The sequence below is a fragment of the Pseudalkalibacillus hwajinpoensis genome, from assembly GCF_039851965.1.
In the GTDB taxonomy this organism is placed as follows: Bacteria; Bacillota; Bacilli; order Bacillales; family Guptibacillaceae; genus Guptibacillus; species Guptibacillus hwajinpoensis_E.
This window is the reverse complement of record NZ_CP156674.1, coordinates 2,029,236-2,044,399: the sequence shown is the minus strand read 5'-3', so window position 1 is coordinate 2,044,399 and position 15,164 is coordinate 2,029,236. Positions and strand designations below refer to the sequence as shown.

12 protein-coding genes, 10 tRNA genes and 3 rRNA genes are annotated in these 15,164 nt (G+C 46.2%); 23 read left to right on the top strand and 2 right to left on the bottom strand.

Translation table 11 applies throughout. From position 1 onward, the window contains the following. Positions 1-4 precede the first annotated feature (4 nt). The 8 genes from truA to ABFG93_RS10675 all read left to right on the top strand — a co-directional run bounded on the left by truA (position 5) and on the right by ABFG93_RS10675 (position 6,155). Positions 5-745 (top strand): tRNA pseudouridine(38-40) synthase TruA, encoded by a 741-nt coding sequence (gene truA, locus ABFG93_RS10710; protein WP_347548071.1) that lies wholly within the window; start codon positions 5-7, stop codon positions 743-745. Positions 746-915: 170 nt separating this feature from the next. Next, positions 916-1,353: a 50S ribosomal protein L13 gene (rplM, locus tag ABFG93_RS10705; protein WP_347548070.1), complete on the top strand. Its 438-nt coding sequence runs from the start codon at positions 916-918 to the stop codon at positions 1,351-1,353. A gap of 18 nt (positions 1,354-1,371) precedes the next feature. Further along, positions 1,372-1,764, top strand: a complete 393-nt coding sequence (gene rpsI, locus ABFG93_RS10700) for a 30S ribosomal protein S9 (RefSeq protein WP_347548069.1) — start codon at positions 1,372-1,374, stop codon at positions 1,762-1,764. Between the two features lie 153 nt (positions 1,765-1,917). Continuing rightward, entirely contained in the window at positions 1,918-2,355 is a 438-nt protein-coding gene (locus ABFG93_RS10695; protein WP_347548068.1) for a DUF2521 family protein, read from the top strand. A gap of 81 nt (positions 2,356-2,436) precedes the next feature. Beyond that, positions 2,437-3,150: an N-acetylmuramoyl-L-alanine amidase CwlD gene (gene cwlD, locus ABFG93_RS10690; RefSeq protein ID WP_347548067.1), complete on the top strand. Its 714-nt coding sequence runs from the start codon at positions 2,437-2,439 to the stop codon at positions 3,148-3,150. 403 nt (positions 3,151-3,553) lie between these two features. Beyond that, positions 3,554-3,745, top strand: a complete 192-nt coding sequence (locus tag ABFG93_RS10685; RefSeq protein WP_347548066.1) for a hypothetical protein — start codon at positions 3,554-3,556, stop codon at positions 3,743-3,745. Further along, positions 3,712-4,947 (top strand): group II intron reverse transcriptase/maturase, encoded by a 1,236-nt coding sequence (gene ltrA, locus ABFG93_RS10680; RefSeq protein ID WP_347548065.1) that lies wholly within the window; start codon positions 3,712-3,714, stop codon positions 4,945-4,947. The genes ABFG93_RS10685 and ltrA overlap by 34 nt, the downstream gene beginning before the upstream one ends. 176 nt (positions 4,948-5,123) lie before the next feature. Next, positions 5,124-6,155: an Mrp/NBP35 family ATP-binding protein gene (locus ABFG93_RS10675; RefSeq protein ID WP_347548064.1), complete on the top strand. Its 1,032-nt coding sequence runs from the start codon at positions 5,124-5,126 to the stop codon at positions 6,153-6,155. Positions 6,156-6,195: 40 nt separating this feature from the next. On the opposite strand, the gene gerD is transcribed toward ABFG93_RS10675, so the two are convergent. Beyond that, positions 6,196-6,831, bottom strand: a complete 636-nt coding sequence (gerD, locus tag ABFG93_RS10670) for a spore germination lipoprotein GerD (protein ID WP_347548063.1) — start codon at positions 6,829-6,831, stop codon at positions 6,196-6,198. A 149-nt stretch (positions 6,832-6,980) separates the two neighbouring features. Here gerD and ABFG93_RS10665 point away from each other — a divergent pair, with 149 nt between their 5' ends. Next, on the top strand, positions 6,981-7,583 hold the full coding sequence (locus tag ABFG93_RS10665; protein WP_347548062.1) for a KinB-signaling pathway activation protein: 603 nt from the start codon (positions 6,981-6,983) through the stop codon (positions 7,581-7,583). Positions 7,584-7,612: 29 nt separating this feature from the next. Here ABFG93_RS10665 and pdaB read toward each other — a convergent pair whose 3' ends face one another. Then, a complete protein-coding gene (gene pdaB, locus ABFG93_RS10660; RefSeq protein ID WP_347548061.1) occupies positions 7,613-8,371 on the bottom strand; it encodes a polysaccharide deacetylase family sporulation protein PdaB in 759 nt (252 codons plus the stop codon). Positions 8,372-8,490: 119 nt separating this feature from the next. Between pdaB and ABFG93_RS10655 the strand changes: the two genes are divergently transcribed. The 14 genes from ABFG93_RS10655 (at position 8,491) to ABFG93_RS10590 (ending at position 14,932) form a co-directional block, all read left to right on the top strand. Beyond that, positions 8,491-8,715: a hypothetical protein gene (locus ABFG93_RS10655; protein WP_347548060.1), complete on the top strand. Its 225-nt coding sequence runs from the start codon at positions 8,491-8,493 to the stop codon at positions 8,713-8,715. 245 nt (positions 8,716-8,960) lie between these two features. Further along, a 16S ribosomal RNA gene (locus ABFG93_RS10650) occupies positions 8,961-10,511 on the top strand. Between the two features lie 268 nt (positions 10,512-10,779). Beyond that, positions 10,780-13,709: ribosomal RNA gene (locus tag ABFG93_RS10645) — 23S ribosomal RNA — on the top strand. A 175-nt stretch (positions 13,710-13,884) separates the two neighbouring features. After that, a 5S ribosomal RNA gene (rrf, locus tag ABFG93_RS10640) occupies positions 13,885-14,001 on the top strand. Together the 16S, 23S and 5S rRNA genes with 10 tRNA genes alongside form the textbook arrangement of a ribosomal RNA operon. Positions 14,002-14,011: 10 nt before the next feature. Continuing rightward, a tRNA-Asn gene (locus ABFG93_RS10635) sits at positions 14,012-14,086 on the top strand. A 4-nt stretch (positions 14,087-14,090) separates the two neighbouring features. Beyond that, a tRNA-Thr gene (locus ABFG93_RS10630) sits at positions 14,091-14,166 on the top strand. A 6-nt stretch (positions 14,167-14,172) separates the two neighbouring features. Beyond that, a tRNA-Glu gene (locus ABFG93_RS10625) sits at positions 14,173-14,247 on the top strand. 19 nt (positions 14,248-14,266) lie between these two features. Next, positions 14,267-14,342, top strand: a tRNA-Val gene (locus ABFG93_RS10620). A gap of 89 nt (positions 14,343-14,431) precedes the next feature. Continuing rightward, positions 14,432-14,507 (top strand) — tRNA-Thr (locus ABFG93_RS10615). Positions 14,508-14,522: 15 nt separating this feature from the next. Continuing rightward, positions 14,523-14,607: transfer RNA gene (locus ABFG93_RS10610), tRNA-Tyr, on the top strand. A 4-nt stretch (positions 14,608-14,611) separates the two neighbouring features. After that, a tRNA-Lys gene (locus ABFG93_RS10605) sits at positions 14,612-14,687 on the top strand. A 3-nt stretch (positions 14,688-14,690) separates the two neighbouring features. Beyond that, a tRNA-Gly gene (locus ABFG93_RS10600) sits at positions 14,691-14,765 on the top strand. Positions 14,766-14,775: 10 nt separating this feature from the next. Next, positions 14,776-14,849, top strand: a tRNA-Gly gene (locus ABFG93_RS10595). Between the two features lie 7 nt (positions 14,850-14,856). Beyond that, positions 14,857-14,932 (top strand) — tRNA-Ala (locus tag ABFG93_RS10590). The last annotated feature ends 232 nt before the right edge of the window (positions 14,933-15,164 follow it).

The following is a 15,164-nucleotide window of genomic DNA, read 5'->3' as shown; positions in this document are numbered from 1 at the left end:
CGTCATGCAACGAATTAAAATGACGATTTCATATGATGGAACGGCCTTTAATGGCTATCAAGTGCAGCCTAATGGCCGAACGGTGCAGGAAGAAGTGCAGCGCGCTTTAAAGCAGATGCATAAAGGAGAAAGCATTCAGGTAACTGGATCGGGAAGAACAGATGCTGGAGTTCATGCTGCAGGGCAGGTACTCCATTTTGATACACCACTATCTATTCCTCTTGTGAACTGGCCAAGGGCGCTAAACTCACAACTCCCTGATGATATTAGGGTGTTGTCAACAGAAGCAGCCCATGCTGATTTTCATGCCAGGTATGATGTTATGCGCAAGACCTATCAGTATCGTGTACGTAACCAAGTGGATCCAGACGTATTTCGAAGGAACTATGCTTTCCATGAGGCTCGTCGCCTTTCTATTACGGATATGAGACAGGCTGCAGTCTACTTTGAAGGCGAGCACGACTTTACATCGTTTTGCGCTGCCAATACGAATGTAAAAAACAAGGTCCGCACGATTTACCGGATTGGTATTGAGCAAGATCATGAGGAAATCGTTTTTACATTTGAAGGCAGTGGATTTCTTTATAATATGGTCCGAATTCTGATGGGTACGATATTAGAAGTTGGAAGAGGGCAGCGAAAAGCAGATGAAATGGTAGGTATTTTAAAAGCAAGGAATCGCCATTTCGCAGGTAAAACTGCTCCTGCACACGGTCTCTGTTTATGGGAAGTCTTTTATTCTTAAAAAGAAATAGAAAGTTATCAGATGCTTGACATTTGCGTCCAGATATTATAAGCTATTCTTTGGTATTTCTACATCCACTTGCCCCGGATTTAGAAATCTGACTGACAACTGACAATGAATTTTCTGTGCTAGTTTTAAAATAAATTGGATTGATTTTAGGAGGGAAACTCATGCGTACAACATTTATGGCTAAAGGCCACGAAGTCGAGCGCAAATGGTACATCGTTGATGCTGAAGGTCAAACACTTGGCCGTCTAGCAAGTGAAGTAGCAGCGATCCTACGCGGTAAAAATAAAGTAACTTTCACACCTCACGTTGACACTGGTGATCATGTGATCATCCTTAACGCTGAGAAAATCGAACTAACTGGTAACAAGCTTAATGACAAGATGTACTACCGTCATAGTGGACACCCAGGTGGTTTGAAATCAAGAACTGCTCTTGAAATGCGTACTAACCGTTCTGAGCAAATGCTTGAACTTGCAATCAAAGGTATGCTTCCAAAGAACAGCCTTGGTCGCCAAATGATTAAAAAGCTTCATGTATTCGCTGGTAGCGAGCACAATCACCAGGCACAACAGCCTGAAAAATACGAACTAAGAGGATAATAAAAGGAGGGACTTAACATGGCACAAGTACAATACAACGGCACTGGCCGACGTAAGCACTCTGTAGCACGCGTACGTTTACTTCCTGGTAACGGACGTATGGTTATTAACAATCGTGAGATCGATGACTATTTCGATCTTGAAACACTAAAGCTTATCTCTAAGCAACCACTAGTAGAAACTGGTACTGAAGGCACTTATGATATCTTCGTAAATGTTAGCGGTGGTGGATTTACTGGACAAGCGGGCGCGATCCGTCACGGAATCGCTCGTGCACTTCTTCAAGCTGATCCGGAATCACGTGCTTCTCTTAAGCGCGCTGGCTTCCTAACTCGAGATGCTCGTATGAAAGAGCGTAAAAAATACGGTCTTAAAGCAGCACGTCGTGCACCTCAGTTCTCAAAGCGTTAATTTTTATACGAAATCCCTGGCTTTCCGAAGCCGGGGATTTTTTGTGTTTAAAAAGATTCATTTAAATACCTGAATGAATTACCAGTTCGATCTCCGTATACTCTTGGGTGCTGGATGGAAACTAAAGCATATTGAGTAAGGAGGATGGGTGAAATGAACAACGTGATTACTGTATTTAAAGAACGCCAGCGTCATAAGCGCCTTGAATTCGAACGGAAAATACTGATTGAAATTTCATTGAAGGATTTATCCGATAATATCAGAGATATGTTTTCCCCTTTTTTTTCTGATGCGATTTTATATAAAGGGGATGTTGAAAATGTGTGTATGGATATTGCGATCGAGGCTTATTTACTCGGAGCGGAGTATAGTAAATTTTCCTATCACGGAGAATCGATGGCGATGGTGCATAAACGCTGTTTTGCATTAGAGAAAGCTTTAATCGAAGCCTTGTTTGATTACTGGCTCTTCTGGAAAACTTCAGAAGGATATGAAGAATCTCTTCAAATTGCCTGTGATGTCTTTGTTTCTAACTGGTGGAAAGAAGGATGTGAAAAAGGGGTTATGAGGCGTCGTCTCCGACTCCAATAATGCGCAAGGTTCCACGACTATTTCCGTCTCTTGTCCCATATAGATAAAGTAGGACAGAATCGAGGGCGGGGTTAAAACAGAATGAAAAAATGGTGGAAACGCATGGGAGTTGCCGCTGGTATTATAGTTTTGCTTTTAGTTATTAACTACAAATTTGCCATTGATGATTCCTGGGATGCCTGGCACCTTCCTCTATCCGGGCAAATCATTGTAATTGACCCGGGGCATGGCGGTCCTGACGGAGGAGCAGTCGGTGGTAATGTAATTGAGAAAGATATTGCTCTGACAATATCAATAAAGCTGCGGGATTATCTCCAGGAAGCGGGAGCACTCGTCATTATGACACGAGAGGCAGATAACGATTTAGCATCTGAAGATACAAAAGGTCTTAGTAATCGAAAAGCTGAAGATTTACGGAATCGCGTAGGTCTCATTAATGATTCAAATAATGACATGTTTGTTAGTATTCATTTAAATGCTATACCATCATCACGGTGGAGTGGTGCTCAAACCTTTTACAATCCTACCAATGAAGAGAGTGAGGCATTGTCCCGTTTTATTCAATCAGAAATTAAGAGAAACCTTGAAAATACAAACCGACTGGCGAAAAATATGGATAGTGTTTACCTGCTAAAGGAAGCGCATATCCCTGGTGCTCTTGTTGAGGTTGGTTTTCTTTCTAATCCAACAGAGCGAGAGTTATTAAAGACGGATACTTATCAAAACAAAGTAGCAGCGTCGATCTACCAGGGGATAATTCGATATTCAACTAATGAACCGGTGCCTGAAGAGTAGGCTCCGGTTCTTGTTGTGTGCCCGGCATGTGCATACGCTATAGGGTTCAAGTCCCGAACGGCAAAGGTCATTGTAGCCGTTAGCCAAAGGCAAGGGTGTCCGAGGCGACTCGGAATCTGAAGGAAGCCAGAGGCAAATCTCCGACCCGAGGAACACGAATCTCATACAAGGCTGTCATTTTTGGACGAGATGGCAACACACATCGAAGTCCAAATGACCAAAGGAAATGGCAGTAAATGAGGCGGGTAAATGGAGAGGAAGTTTGTGCACTTACCCGGGGAGGTCTGACGGTCACGCCATACACCTATGGTAACTGTCTTCAAGAGAAGTCACTGAACCATCAGAAGTCAGCCGAGGTCATAGTACCGTTCCAAACTCGAGATGGTACGGGAAGGACCGAATCATGAATAGAGAACAGGTTCTACCGAAGTACGCATCGTTCGATGACACAGAACATTTCAGCTCAACATATGAGGTAGGAGTGAAGTCTCTGAGGGCATATGGAGCGTGGAGAATTGGTGCCACACAAGGAAAGAAACCTGTCACGTGGAGGAAGAAAGCATGTTGGAAAAGATACTTCATCGGAACAATTTAAACGAAGCCTATCGACGAGTGGTCCGAAACAAAGGGAGTCACGGCGTTGATCACATTCCCACGTCTGAACTGAAATCCCAGATCTCGGAGTCCTGGAATGAGATTGAAGCCCAACTTCTGGATGGAACCTATCAACCGTCACCCGTCCGTCGTGTCGAAATCCCGAAACCGAACGGAGGCAAACGAAAGCTAGGCATTCCAACCGCCATGGATCGCTTCATCCAACAAGCTATCAACCTTTATCTTCAACGGATCTACGATCCGTCGTTTTCCAACTCAAGCTACGGGTTCCGACCAGGAAAACGAGCACACGATGCGGTCCGAAAAGCCCAAGAATATGTCAATGACGGATACCGGTGGGTGGTGGATATCGATCTGGAGAAATTCTTTGATCGCGTTCACCACGACCGACTAATGCGCACATTGAGTTGTCGGGTTAAGGACGGTCGCATCCTTCGAATCATTCGGAGATACCTACAAGCTGGGGTTATGGAGAACGGCCTAACACAGACGAACCAAGCAGGGACACCGCAAGGAAGTCCTTTAAGTCCACTTCTATCAAATATCGTGTTAAATGAACTGGATAAGGAATTGGAGTCAAGAGGTATTCGTTTCGTTCGATACGCCGACGATTGTCAGATTTACGTAGGCTCAAGAAGAGCAGCCGAACGAATCCTTCGAAATATCAGCCAGTTTATCAAGAAGAAATTAAAACTAAAAGTTAATAAGGAAAAGAGTGCGATTGACCGCCCGTGGAAACGAACGTTCCTTGGGTTTAGTTTCACGCTCCACCGAGACTCGAAAATCAGGGTCGCGAAACAATCAATCCAACGAGCAAAACAGGAACTTCGACGCTTAACATCACGAAAGTGGAGTTTAGCGATGTCCGATCGAATCAAGAAATTAAACAAATTCATTGTAGGGTGGCGAAACTATTTCCAGCTCGCTGAAACGACATCAACTTTTAGAGAATTAATGGCATGGTTGAGAAGGAGATTACGAATGATCCGGTGGAAGGAATGGAAAACACCTAAAACAAGAAGGAAAGAACTCCTTTCATTAGGTGTTACAAAAGCGAAAGCTTTTGAATGGAGCAACACAAGAAAAGGCTACTGGCGAATTGCCAGTAGCCCGATCCTCCATCGTACCTTCAATGACAAGTATTGGCGTCAGTTAGGATTAAAATCGTTAGAAGCACGTTAGATTTTCATGAAACCGCCGTATACGGATCCGTACGTACGGTGGTGTGAGAGGTCGGGGGTTAGTCACCCCCTCCTACTCGATTTTAATATGGATCTCCTACAAACACTAAATTCAAAACTCTCTGAATGATATGTTATACTAGCCATGTAATCGAATTCAGAGAAGGTGGTGCCTCGATGTTAACGAAAGATCAAGTCGTTGAGTTATTACAAAAGGTGCAAGACCCTATTTTACATAAAAATATTACCATTCGTGATGTTAAAACCAAAGAAGGCTATGTCAGTGTAAAAGTAGCCCTCGCGCAAACGGAAACTGCTGAGCAGATGCAGGTACAACAGGAAATTGTTAATACGCTTAAGGGAGCAGGAGCAGAATCAGTTGGATTGCGATTTGAGCAGCTTGCTGATGAGGAACTTCCTGAGGGGACTTCTGCAAATCCTAATCTTCCTCCCTTACTCTCACCGGAAAGCAAAACGCAATTTATTGCAGTTGCTAGTGGGAAGGGTGGCGTAGGTAAATCAACTGTGACGGTCAACCTGGCTACTGCACTTGCTCGCCTTGGGAAACAGGTCGGCATTATTGACGCGGATATTTATGGATTCAGCGTACCGGACATGATGGGAATTGAAAGCAGGCCAAAAGTGGTTCAGGAAAAAATTTACCCTGTAGAGCGTTTTGGCGTTAAGGTGATGTCGATGGCCTTTTTTGTTGAGGACAATGCGCCGGTAATCTGGCGTGGACCAATGCTTGGGAAAATGCTTAACAACTTCTTTAGTGAAGTGGACTGGGGAGAACTGGATTACTTGCTATTAGATCTACCACCTGGGACAGGTGATGTGGCGCTTGATGTGCATACCATGCTTCCAGCTTCTAAAGAAATTATTGTCACAACACCTCACGCAACAGCTGCATTTGTAGCAGCGCGAGCGGGAGCTATGGCACTCAAAACAAAGCATGAGGTGTTGGGTGTCGTTGAGAACATGTCTTATTTTGAGAGCAAGATAACTGGAGAGAAAGAATATGTATTCGGACAGGGCGGGGGGGAAAAATTAGCCTCGGAACTATCTACTGATATCCTTGGGAAACTTCCTCTTGGGCAGCCTGATTTTAATGACGAAGAGTTTGCGCCTTCTGTCTACCAGGAAGATCATCCTATTGGGAAACAATATTTAGAAATTGCGAAAGAAGTTATATCAAAAACGGAATAAACAAAAAGGACGTGCATAATATAAGCGCGTCCTTTTTTAATTATTGACCACCTGAATTTCCGCTTCCTCCGCCTCCAGACCCTGATTCCTGGTCGCTTTTTTGTTGTTCTTTTCCTCCGCCTGACGCTTTTAATTGCTCCGCGGTAATTTTCGTTAACATCTCTTGAATCTTTGCTTGAAAGAGAGGACTTTCAAATGTCTCTGAAATCAGGTCTTTTATTTGTTGTCTGGATTGTTTGCTTTCTAGTAGCTGTAGATACTGCTTTTCCATTTCTGGATCCTGCATAAGGTCCATCATTTTCTCTTGATACTCGGGATCATCCATCAATGCTTTAAATAACTTTTCATTCTCACCTTGAATGTTTTTAGCAAAGTTTTCAACGAAAGCGGGGTCTTTCAACATTTCCTGCCAATACTTTTTACCTTCTTCAGTAGTGAGGACCTTCTGTATTGTTTCTTTCACAAATGGTTGTTCCATAACGAGCTGCTGTTTAAGTTTCTCGTCTGACATAATTTCTTGAATGGCTTTTTTACCTTCATCTGTTTTTAACAGATCTACGAGCATTTTCTTCGTTTCTTCATAATTTGCCTGAGAACCCTCAGCAGAACCTGAGGCACAACCGGCAATGAGAAGAATAGCTAACCCAAGAGCAACCAGATTGAATCGTTGCCTCATATGCTCATGCTCCTTTCTCATATTCTTATCCTTAATATTAGGCGAATCTGTGAAATTATACCCGGAGAATAAAGGAAAGGTGGCATTTTAAAAGGGGCATTGGTACAATTCAACATAGAAGCATCATTAACGTTCACGGGGGTTTGATTGTGAAAACAAGAAATCTTGTTTATTTATTCTTTTCAACCCTTCTGATTGGATCAACAGCAGGCATGATTACAGGAATTATTTTAGACTGGCCACAATACTGGACAGATCTTAAAAACGGCGAGCTCGTTTCGTTCCTAATTGTTATGCTCTGGTTACTAGGAGTATCTAGCATCTTTAGTTTGATTAGTCAGATGGGATTTTTCGCATACTTAACCATTCATCGATTTGGCCTTGGTATTTTCAAGTCAGCAAGACTCTGGAACATCGTGCAAATTATTCTCATTGCTGTGGCGCTATTCGATTTAGTTTATTTCCGATATGCAGTTTTTGCCGAAGCAGGAGAGAGCGTCGTGGGTTATGTACTTATTGCCGTATTCCTTCTTTTAGTTGGACTCGGAGCGGCTTATATTAAACAGAAAGAAACAAATAAGCAGGCCTTTATTCCTGCCCTCTTCTTTATCGTAGTCGTAACGATTCTCGAATGGATTCCAGGTCTACAAAGCAATGATCCAAAATGGCTCTGGCTTATTTTTATTCCACTTCTAGTCAGTAATGTATGGCAATTGTTAACACTACACCGACTAATCGGGAAAGACGCATAATGAAAAGCAGCTCTGCGCACAAGAGCTGCTTATTTAATTTCCTCACTTTTAATATCAGCATTCGAAACCAGTTCACTAACGGTAACAAACGAATAACCCTTCTTCTTAAGCTGTGAAATGATGGCTGGAAGGGCCTCCGTTGTTTGTTTTGCAGAATCAGATGCGTGAAGGAGAATAATGTCTCCAGGATCAGCCTCATTCGTAATGTTCTCTACAATGATCTCCTTACCAGGGTTTCTCCAGTCTTCTGAGTCGAGGCTCCAGTGAATGATGGTGTAGTGCAATTTATCAGCAAGAGTGAGTACCCTTTTATCAAAGTTACCATTAGGCGGTCTTAGTAGCTCTGGTTGATCTCCAGCTACTTTATTAATGGCTTCCTGGGAACGAATAATATCCGTTCTTATTTCTTCATCTTCCATGGAAGTGTAGTTCTCGTACTTGTAGCCAAGGCTGCCGATTTCGTGCCCGTCCTTCACGATTTGCTCGACAATTTCTGGATGACGTTCTGCCCACGCTCCTGATAGAAAAAAGGAAGCCTTCACTTTGTTTTGTTTTAATTCTTTCAGAATGGGAAGTGCCTTTGTCTCTCCCCAGCTTATGTCAAAAGTTAAGGCAAGATGTCTTTCGCTGCTTTTGACCTGATCAATAGCTAACGGTACATTATTGGATGTAAATACAGTGAGTTCTCTACCTTCTACAAATAAAATAATGGCTGTGAATAAAGCGGCTACTACAACAATGAGGCTTTGCTTAATACGTTTTCCGTTCCATATCCAAAAAAACTTCATTACGCACCCCCTTTGTCCCATTCTTATGCGAACAGTTTCGTAACTATGTACAAAGTATGGATTGTACACATAAAGTTAAACCGGTTAGGTCATAATGGTTTCAGGAAGGAGGAAGTTCTATGTTTGGATACCTTGTTAACTTTAAAGAAATGAAGGAGATGGAGTATTTACTCAAACGTGAAATGGAAGAATTACTTCTTGATCTTGATAACAGTCGGATTGACGGACTCATTAAGCGGGCAATGGAAGAAAGGTATCAGCTTCTTTTAGGAATCTACAAAAGAACAGCAACAAAGGCTGAGGTTTCGAAGTATACTCGCATTTTGAAAAAAAGTACAAATTAATTAAAAAAGTTCTTGCCAAACAAGAAGACAACCTGTATATTAATATAGGTCGCCGATACGAAACGCTGACGCAAAAAAAGATTTCAAAAAGTTATTGACGGTAACTGAGTTAATATGGTATATTGATAAAGTCGCTGAAAACGACGTTGAAAGAAACAAATCGATCTTTGAAAACTGAACGAAACGCCATGTAAGTAATTGTTTCTACGGAAACAAACATTGTTTTAAAAGCTAGATTAAGCTTTCTATCGGAGAGTTTGATCCTGGCTCAGGACGAACGCTGGCGGCGTGCCTAATACATGCAAGTCGAGCGGAGATTTGGGAGCTTGCTCCCAAATCTTAGCGGCGGACGGGTGAGTAACACGTGGGCAACCTGCCCTGCAGACTGGGATAACTCCGGGAAACCGGAGCTAATACCGGGTAATACATCGCACCGCATGGTGTGATGTTGAAAGTTGGCCTCTGGCTAACACTGCAGGATGGGCCCGCGGCGCATTAGCTAGTTGGTAAGGTAATGGCTTACCAAGGCGACGATGCGTAGCCGACCTGAGAGGGTGATCGGCCACACTGGGACTGAGACACGGCCCAGACTCCTACGGGAGGCAGCAGTAGGGAATCTTCCGCAATGGACGAAAGTCTGACGGAGCAACGCCGCGTGAGTGACGAAGGCCTTCGGGTCGTAAAGCTCTGTTGTTAGGGAAGAACAAGTACCGTTCGAATAGGGCGGTACCTTGACGGTACCTAACCAGAAAGCCACGGCTAACTACGTGCCAGCAGCCGCGGTAATACGTAGGTGGCAAGCGTTGTCCGGAATTATTGGGCGTAAAGCGCGCGCAGGCGGTCCTTTAAGTCTGATGTGAAAGCCCACGGCTCAACCGTGGAGGGTCATTGGAAACTGGGGGACTTGAGTGCAGAAGAGGAGAGTGGAATTCCACGTGTAGCGGTGAAATGCGTAGATATGTGGAGGAACACCAGTGGCGAAGGCGGCTCTCTGGTCTGTAACTGACGCTGAGGCGCGAAAGCGTGGGGAGCAAACAGGATTAGATACCCTGGTAGTCCACGCCGTAAACGATGAGTGCTAGGTGTTGGGGGGTTCCACCCTCAGTGCTGAAGTTAACACATTAAGCACTCCGCCTGGGGAGTACGACCGCAAGGTTGAAACTCAAAGGAATTGACGGGGGCCCGCACAAGCAGTGGAGCATGTGGTTTAATTCGAAGCAACGCGAAGAACCTTACCAGGTCTTGACATCCTCTGACAATCCTGGAGACAGGACGTTCCCCTTCGGGGGACAGAGTGACAGGTGGTGCATGGTTGTCGTCAGCTCGTGTCGTGAGATGTTGGGTTAAGTCCCGCAACGAGCGCAACCCTTGATCTTAGTTGCCAGCATTCAGTTGGGCACTCTAAGGTGACTGCCGGTGACAAACCGGAGGAAGGTGGGGATGACGTCAAATCATCATGCCCCTTATGACCTGGGCTACACACGTGCTACAATGGACGGTACAAAGGGCAGCAACACCGCGAGGTGAAGCGAATCCCATAAAGCCGTTCTCAGTTCGGATTGTAGGCTGCAACTCGCCTGCATGAAGCCGGAATTGCTAGTAATCGCGGATCAGCATGCCGCGGTGAATACGTTCCCGGGCCTTGTACACACCGCCCGTCACACCACGAGAGTTTGTAACACCCGAAGTCGGTGGGGTAACCTTTATGGAGCCAGCCGCCGAAGGTGGGACAAATGATTGGGGTGAAGTCGTAACAAGGTAGCCGTATCGGAAGGTGCGGCTGGATCACCTCCTTTCTATGGAGAATTACGAGGTAACATTGGTTACCAACCTTACATGAGCGTTTCGTTTAGTTTTGAAAGAATGATTTACTTCTTTCAAAACAGGCTAGTCGAAGAAGCAGCAATGCCGATTCGAGTGATAGCCTTGTTCCTTGAAAACTAGATAGCATAAACAACGACATCCAATAATTATTATTTTTTTGCGTTAAATCTTTAGTAGTTAGTCACATCTAACGATGTGCATCGACGAAGTTAGAAGCGTTAAGCGACTAATGTAGTCTAAGGTTAAGCTACTAAGGGCGCACGGTGGATGCCTTGGCACTAGAAGCCTAAGAAGGACGGGACGAACACCGATATGCTTCGGGGAGCTGTAAGTACGCTTTGATCCGGAGATTTCCGAATGGGGGAACCCACCATCCGTAATGGGATGGTATCCATTTCTGAATACATAGGGAATGGAAGGCAGACCCGGGGAACTGAAACATCTCATTACCCGGAGGAAGAGAAAGCAAATGCGATTTCCTGAGTAGCGGCGAGCGAAACGGAATCAGCCCAAACCAGAGGGCTTGCCCTCTGGGGTTGTAGGACGTCTCTTTGGAGTTACAAAGGCACGGATAGACGAAGCGACCTGGAAAGGTCCATCACAGAAGGTAACAATCCTGTAGTCAAAATCCGCTGCCCTCCGAGACGGATCCTGAGTACGGCGGGACACGTGAAACCCCGTCGGAATCTGGGAGGACCATCTCCCAAGGCTAAATACTCTCTAGTGACCGATAGTGAACCAGTACCGTGAGGGAAAGGTGAAAAGCACCCCGGAAGGGGAGTGAAAGAGAACCTGAAACCGTGTGCCTACAACTAGTTGGAGCCCGTTAATGGGTGACAGCGTGCCTTTTGTAGAATGAACCGGCGAGTTACGATCCCGTGCAAGGTTAAGCTGATAAGGCGGAGCCGCAGCGAAAGCGAGTCTGAATAGGGCGACAGAGTACGTGGTTGTAGACCCGAAACCGGGTGATCTACCCATGTCCAGGGTGAAGTTCAGGTAACACTGAATGGAGGCCCGAACCCACGCATGTTGAAAAATGCGGGGATGAGGTGTGGGTAGCGGTGAAATGCCAATCGAACCCGGAGATAGCTGGTTCTCTCCGAAATAGCTTTAGGGCTAGCCTCGCGGCAAGAATCTTGGAGGTAGAGCACTGATTGGACTAGGGGTCCTTACCGGATTACCGAATCCAGTCAAACTCCGAATGCCAACGATTTATCCGCGGGAGTCAGACTGCGAGTGATAAGATCCGTAGTCGAGAGGGAAACAGCCCAGACCACCAGCTAAGGTCCCAAAGTATACGTTAAGTGGAAAAGGATGTGGCGTTGCTTAGACAACCAGGATGTTGGCTTAGAAGCAGCCATCATTTAAAGAGTGCGTAATAGCTCACTGGTCGAGTGACGCTGCGCCGAAAATGTACCGGGGCTAAACGTATCACCGAAGCTGTGGATTGTCTTACGACAATGGTAGGAGAGCGTTCTAAGGGCTGTGAAGTCAGACCGAAAGGACTGGTGGAGCGCTTAGAAGTGAGAATGCCGGTATGAGTAGCGAAAGACAAGTGAGAATCTTGTCCGTCGAAAGCCCAAGGTTTCCTGAGGAAGGCTCGTCCGCTCAGGGTTAGTCGGGACCTAAGCCGAGGCCGAAAGGCGTAGGCGATGGATAACAGGTTGATATTCCTGTACCACCTCCTTTCCGTTTGAACGACGGGGGGACGCAGGAAGATAGGGAGAGCGCGCTGCTGGAAATGCGCGTCCAAGCGATTAGGCTGGTGAATAGGCAAATCCGTTCACCGCGAAGGCTGAGTCGTGATGGCGAGGGAAATTAAGTACCGAAGTCCCTGATTCTACACTGCCAAGAAAAGCCTCTAGTGAGGAAAGAGGTGCCCGTACCGCAAACCGACACAGGTAGGCGAGGAGAGAATCCTAAGACGATCGGGAGAACTCTCGTTAAGGAACTCGGCAAAATGACCCCGTAACTTCGGGAGAAGGGGTGCTTCCTCGGGTGAATAGCCCAGGGGAGCCGCAGTGAAAAGATCCAAGCGACTGTTTAGCAAAAACACAGGTCTCTGCAAAGCCGTAAGGCGAAGTATAGGGGCTGACACCTGCCCGGTGCTGGAAGGTTAAGAGGAGGGGTTATCCCTTACGGGAGAAGCTCTGAATCGAAGCCCCAGTAAACGGCGGCCGTAACTATAACGGTCCTAAGGTAGCGAAATTCCTTGTCGGGTAAGTTCCGACCCGCACGAAAGGTGCAACGACTTGGATACTGTCTCAACGAGAGACCCGGTGAAATTATAGTACCTGTGAAGATGCAGGTTACCCGCGACAGGACGGAAAGACCCCATGGAGCTTTACTGTAGCCTGATATTGGATTTTGGTACAGCTTGTACAGGATAGGTAGGAGCCATAGAAGTCGGACCGCCAGGTTCGATGGAGGCGTCGGTGGGATACTACCCTGGCTGTACTGACATTCTAACCCAGCACCGTGATCCGGTGCGGAGACAGTGTCAGGTGGGCAGTTTGACTGGGGCGGTCGCCTCCTAAAGTGTAACGGAGGCGCCCAAAGGTTCCCTCAGAATGGTTGGAAATCATTCGCAGAGTGTAAAGGCACAAGGGAGCTTGACTGCGAGACCTACAAGTCGAGCAGGGACGAAAGTCGGGCTTAGTGATCCGGTGGTTCCGCATGGAAGGGCCATCGCTCAACGGATAAAAGCTACCCTGGGGATAACAGGCTTATCTCCCCCAAGAGTCCACATCGACGGGGAGGTTTGGCACCTCGATGTCGGCTCATCGCATCCTGGGGCTGAAGTAGGTCCCAAGGGTTGGGCTGTTCGCCCATTAAAGCGGTACGCGAGCTGGGTTCAGAACGTCGTGAGACAGTTCGGTCCCTATCCGTCGCGGGCGCAGGAAATTTGAGAGGAGCTGTCCTTAGTACGAGAGGACCGGGATGGACACACCGCTGGTGTACCAGTTGTTCCGCCAGGAGCATAGCTGGGTAGCTACGTGTGGAAGGGATAAGTGCTGAAAGCATCTAAGCATGAAGCCCCCCTCGAGATGAGATTTCCCACAGCATGAAGCTGGTAAGATCCCTTAGAGATGATGAGGTAGATAGGTTCGGGGTGGAAGCGTGGCAACACGTGGAGCTGACGAATACTAATCGATCGAGGGCTTAACCTAAAAACGAAAAGCGAAGTGAGCCATTTGGCTCATGGACCTGGACATATTGGATGAAAATTGTGCGTGCTATCTAGTTTTCAGGGAATGAAAATTTTTCTTGAACTTCATTAAGAAGTATAGTAAAATATATCTTGTCCTTGGTTAAACACTTTCTAGTGGATAAACCATTGATTAGTCTGGTAATGATGGCGAAGAGGTCACACCCGTTCCCATGCCGAACACGGAAGTTAAGCTCTTCAGCGCCGATGGTAGTTGGGGGATCTCCCCCTGCAAGAGTAGGACGTTGCCAGGCTGACCAATATTCCACAGTAGCTCAGTGGTAGAGCAATCGGCTGTTAACCGATCGGTCGTAGGTTCGAATCCTACCTGTGGAGCCATTATGCTTCCATAGCTCAGCAGGTAGAGCACTTCCATGGTAAGGAAGGGGTCATCGGTTCGAATCCGGTTGGAAGCTCCAGAACATGGCCCGTTGGTCAAGTGGTTAAGACACCGCCCTTTCACGGCGGTATCACGGGTTCGAATCCCGTACGGGTCACCAATTTTATTTTTAACCCTGTGGAGGATTAGCTCAGCTGGGAGAGCATCTGCCTTACAAGCAGAGGGTCGGCGGTTCGAGCCCGTCATCCTCCACCATTTTTAAAACTTAATCATAATTGACTTACTTTCAGGAGTACTCACTAGAGTGCACTGTTTTTTGTTTGTCAGTATGATAAATAGACGATGCCGGCCTAGCTCAATTGGTAGAGCAACTGACTTGTAATCAGTAGGTTGGGGGTTCAAGTCCTCTGGCCGGCACCATTCTTTCTTATTTGTGGAGGGGTAGCGAAGTGGCTAAACGCGGCGGACTGTAAATCCGCTCCCTCAGGGTTCGGCGGTTCGAATCCGTCCCCCTCCACCAGCAAGAGCCATTAGCTCAGTTGGTAGAGCATCTGACTTTTAATCAGAGGGTCGAAGGTTCGAGTCCTTCATGGCTCACCATATGCGGAAGTAGTTCAGTGGTAGAACATCACCTTGCCAAGGTGGGGGTCGCGGGTTCGAATCCCGTCTTCCGCTCCAATTCATATATGCGGGTGTAGTTTAGTGGTAAAACCTCAGCCTTCCAAGCTGATGTCGTGGGTTCGATCCCCATCACCCGCTCCATAATAAAGGGGCCTTAGCTCAGCTGGGAGAGCGCCTGCCTTGCACGCAGGAGGTCAGCGGTTCGATCCCGCTAGGCTCCACCATTTTCCTTAAACGATGTTTAAGGTTTTTTTGTGTTCCAAAATAGCCCTTTGTGTTACTAAAATGATAAAACCTAATCAGGGATATCCTACATGACACGTGACGAATTAAAAAATTCTTATTTGACTGATTCTCAGGAAATCAGTCTTTTTTTGTTTATTAAAAGGGAAAAGGATTGCTTATAAATATCCGATATCTGTTCGAATTACTCTAATTATATGAATAGTTATTCAT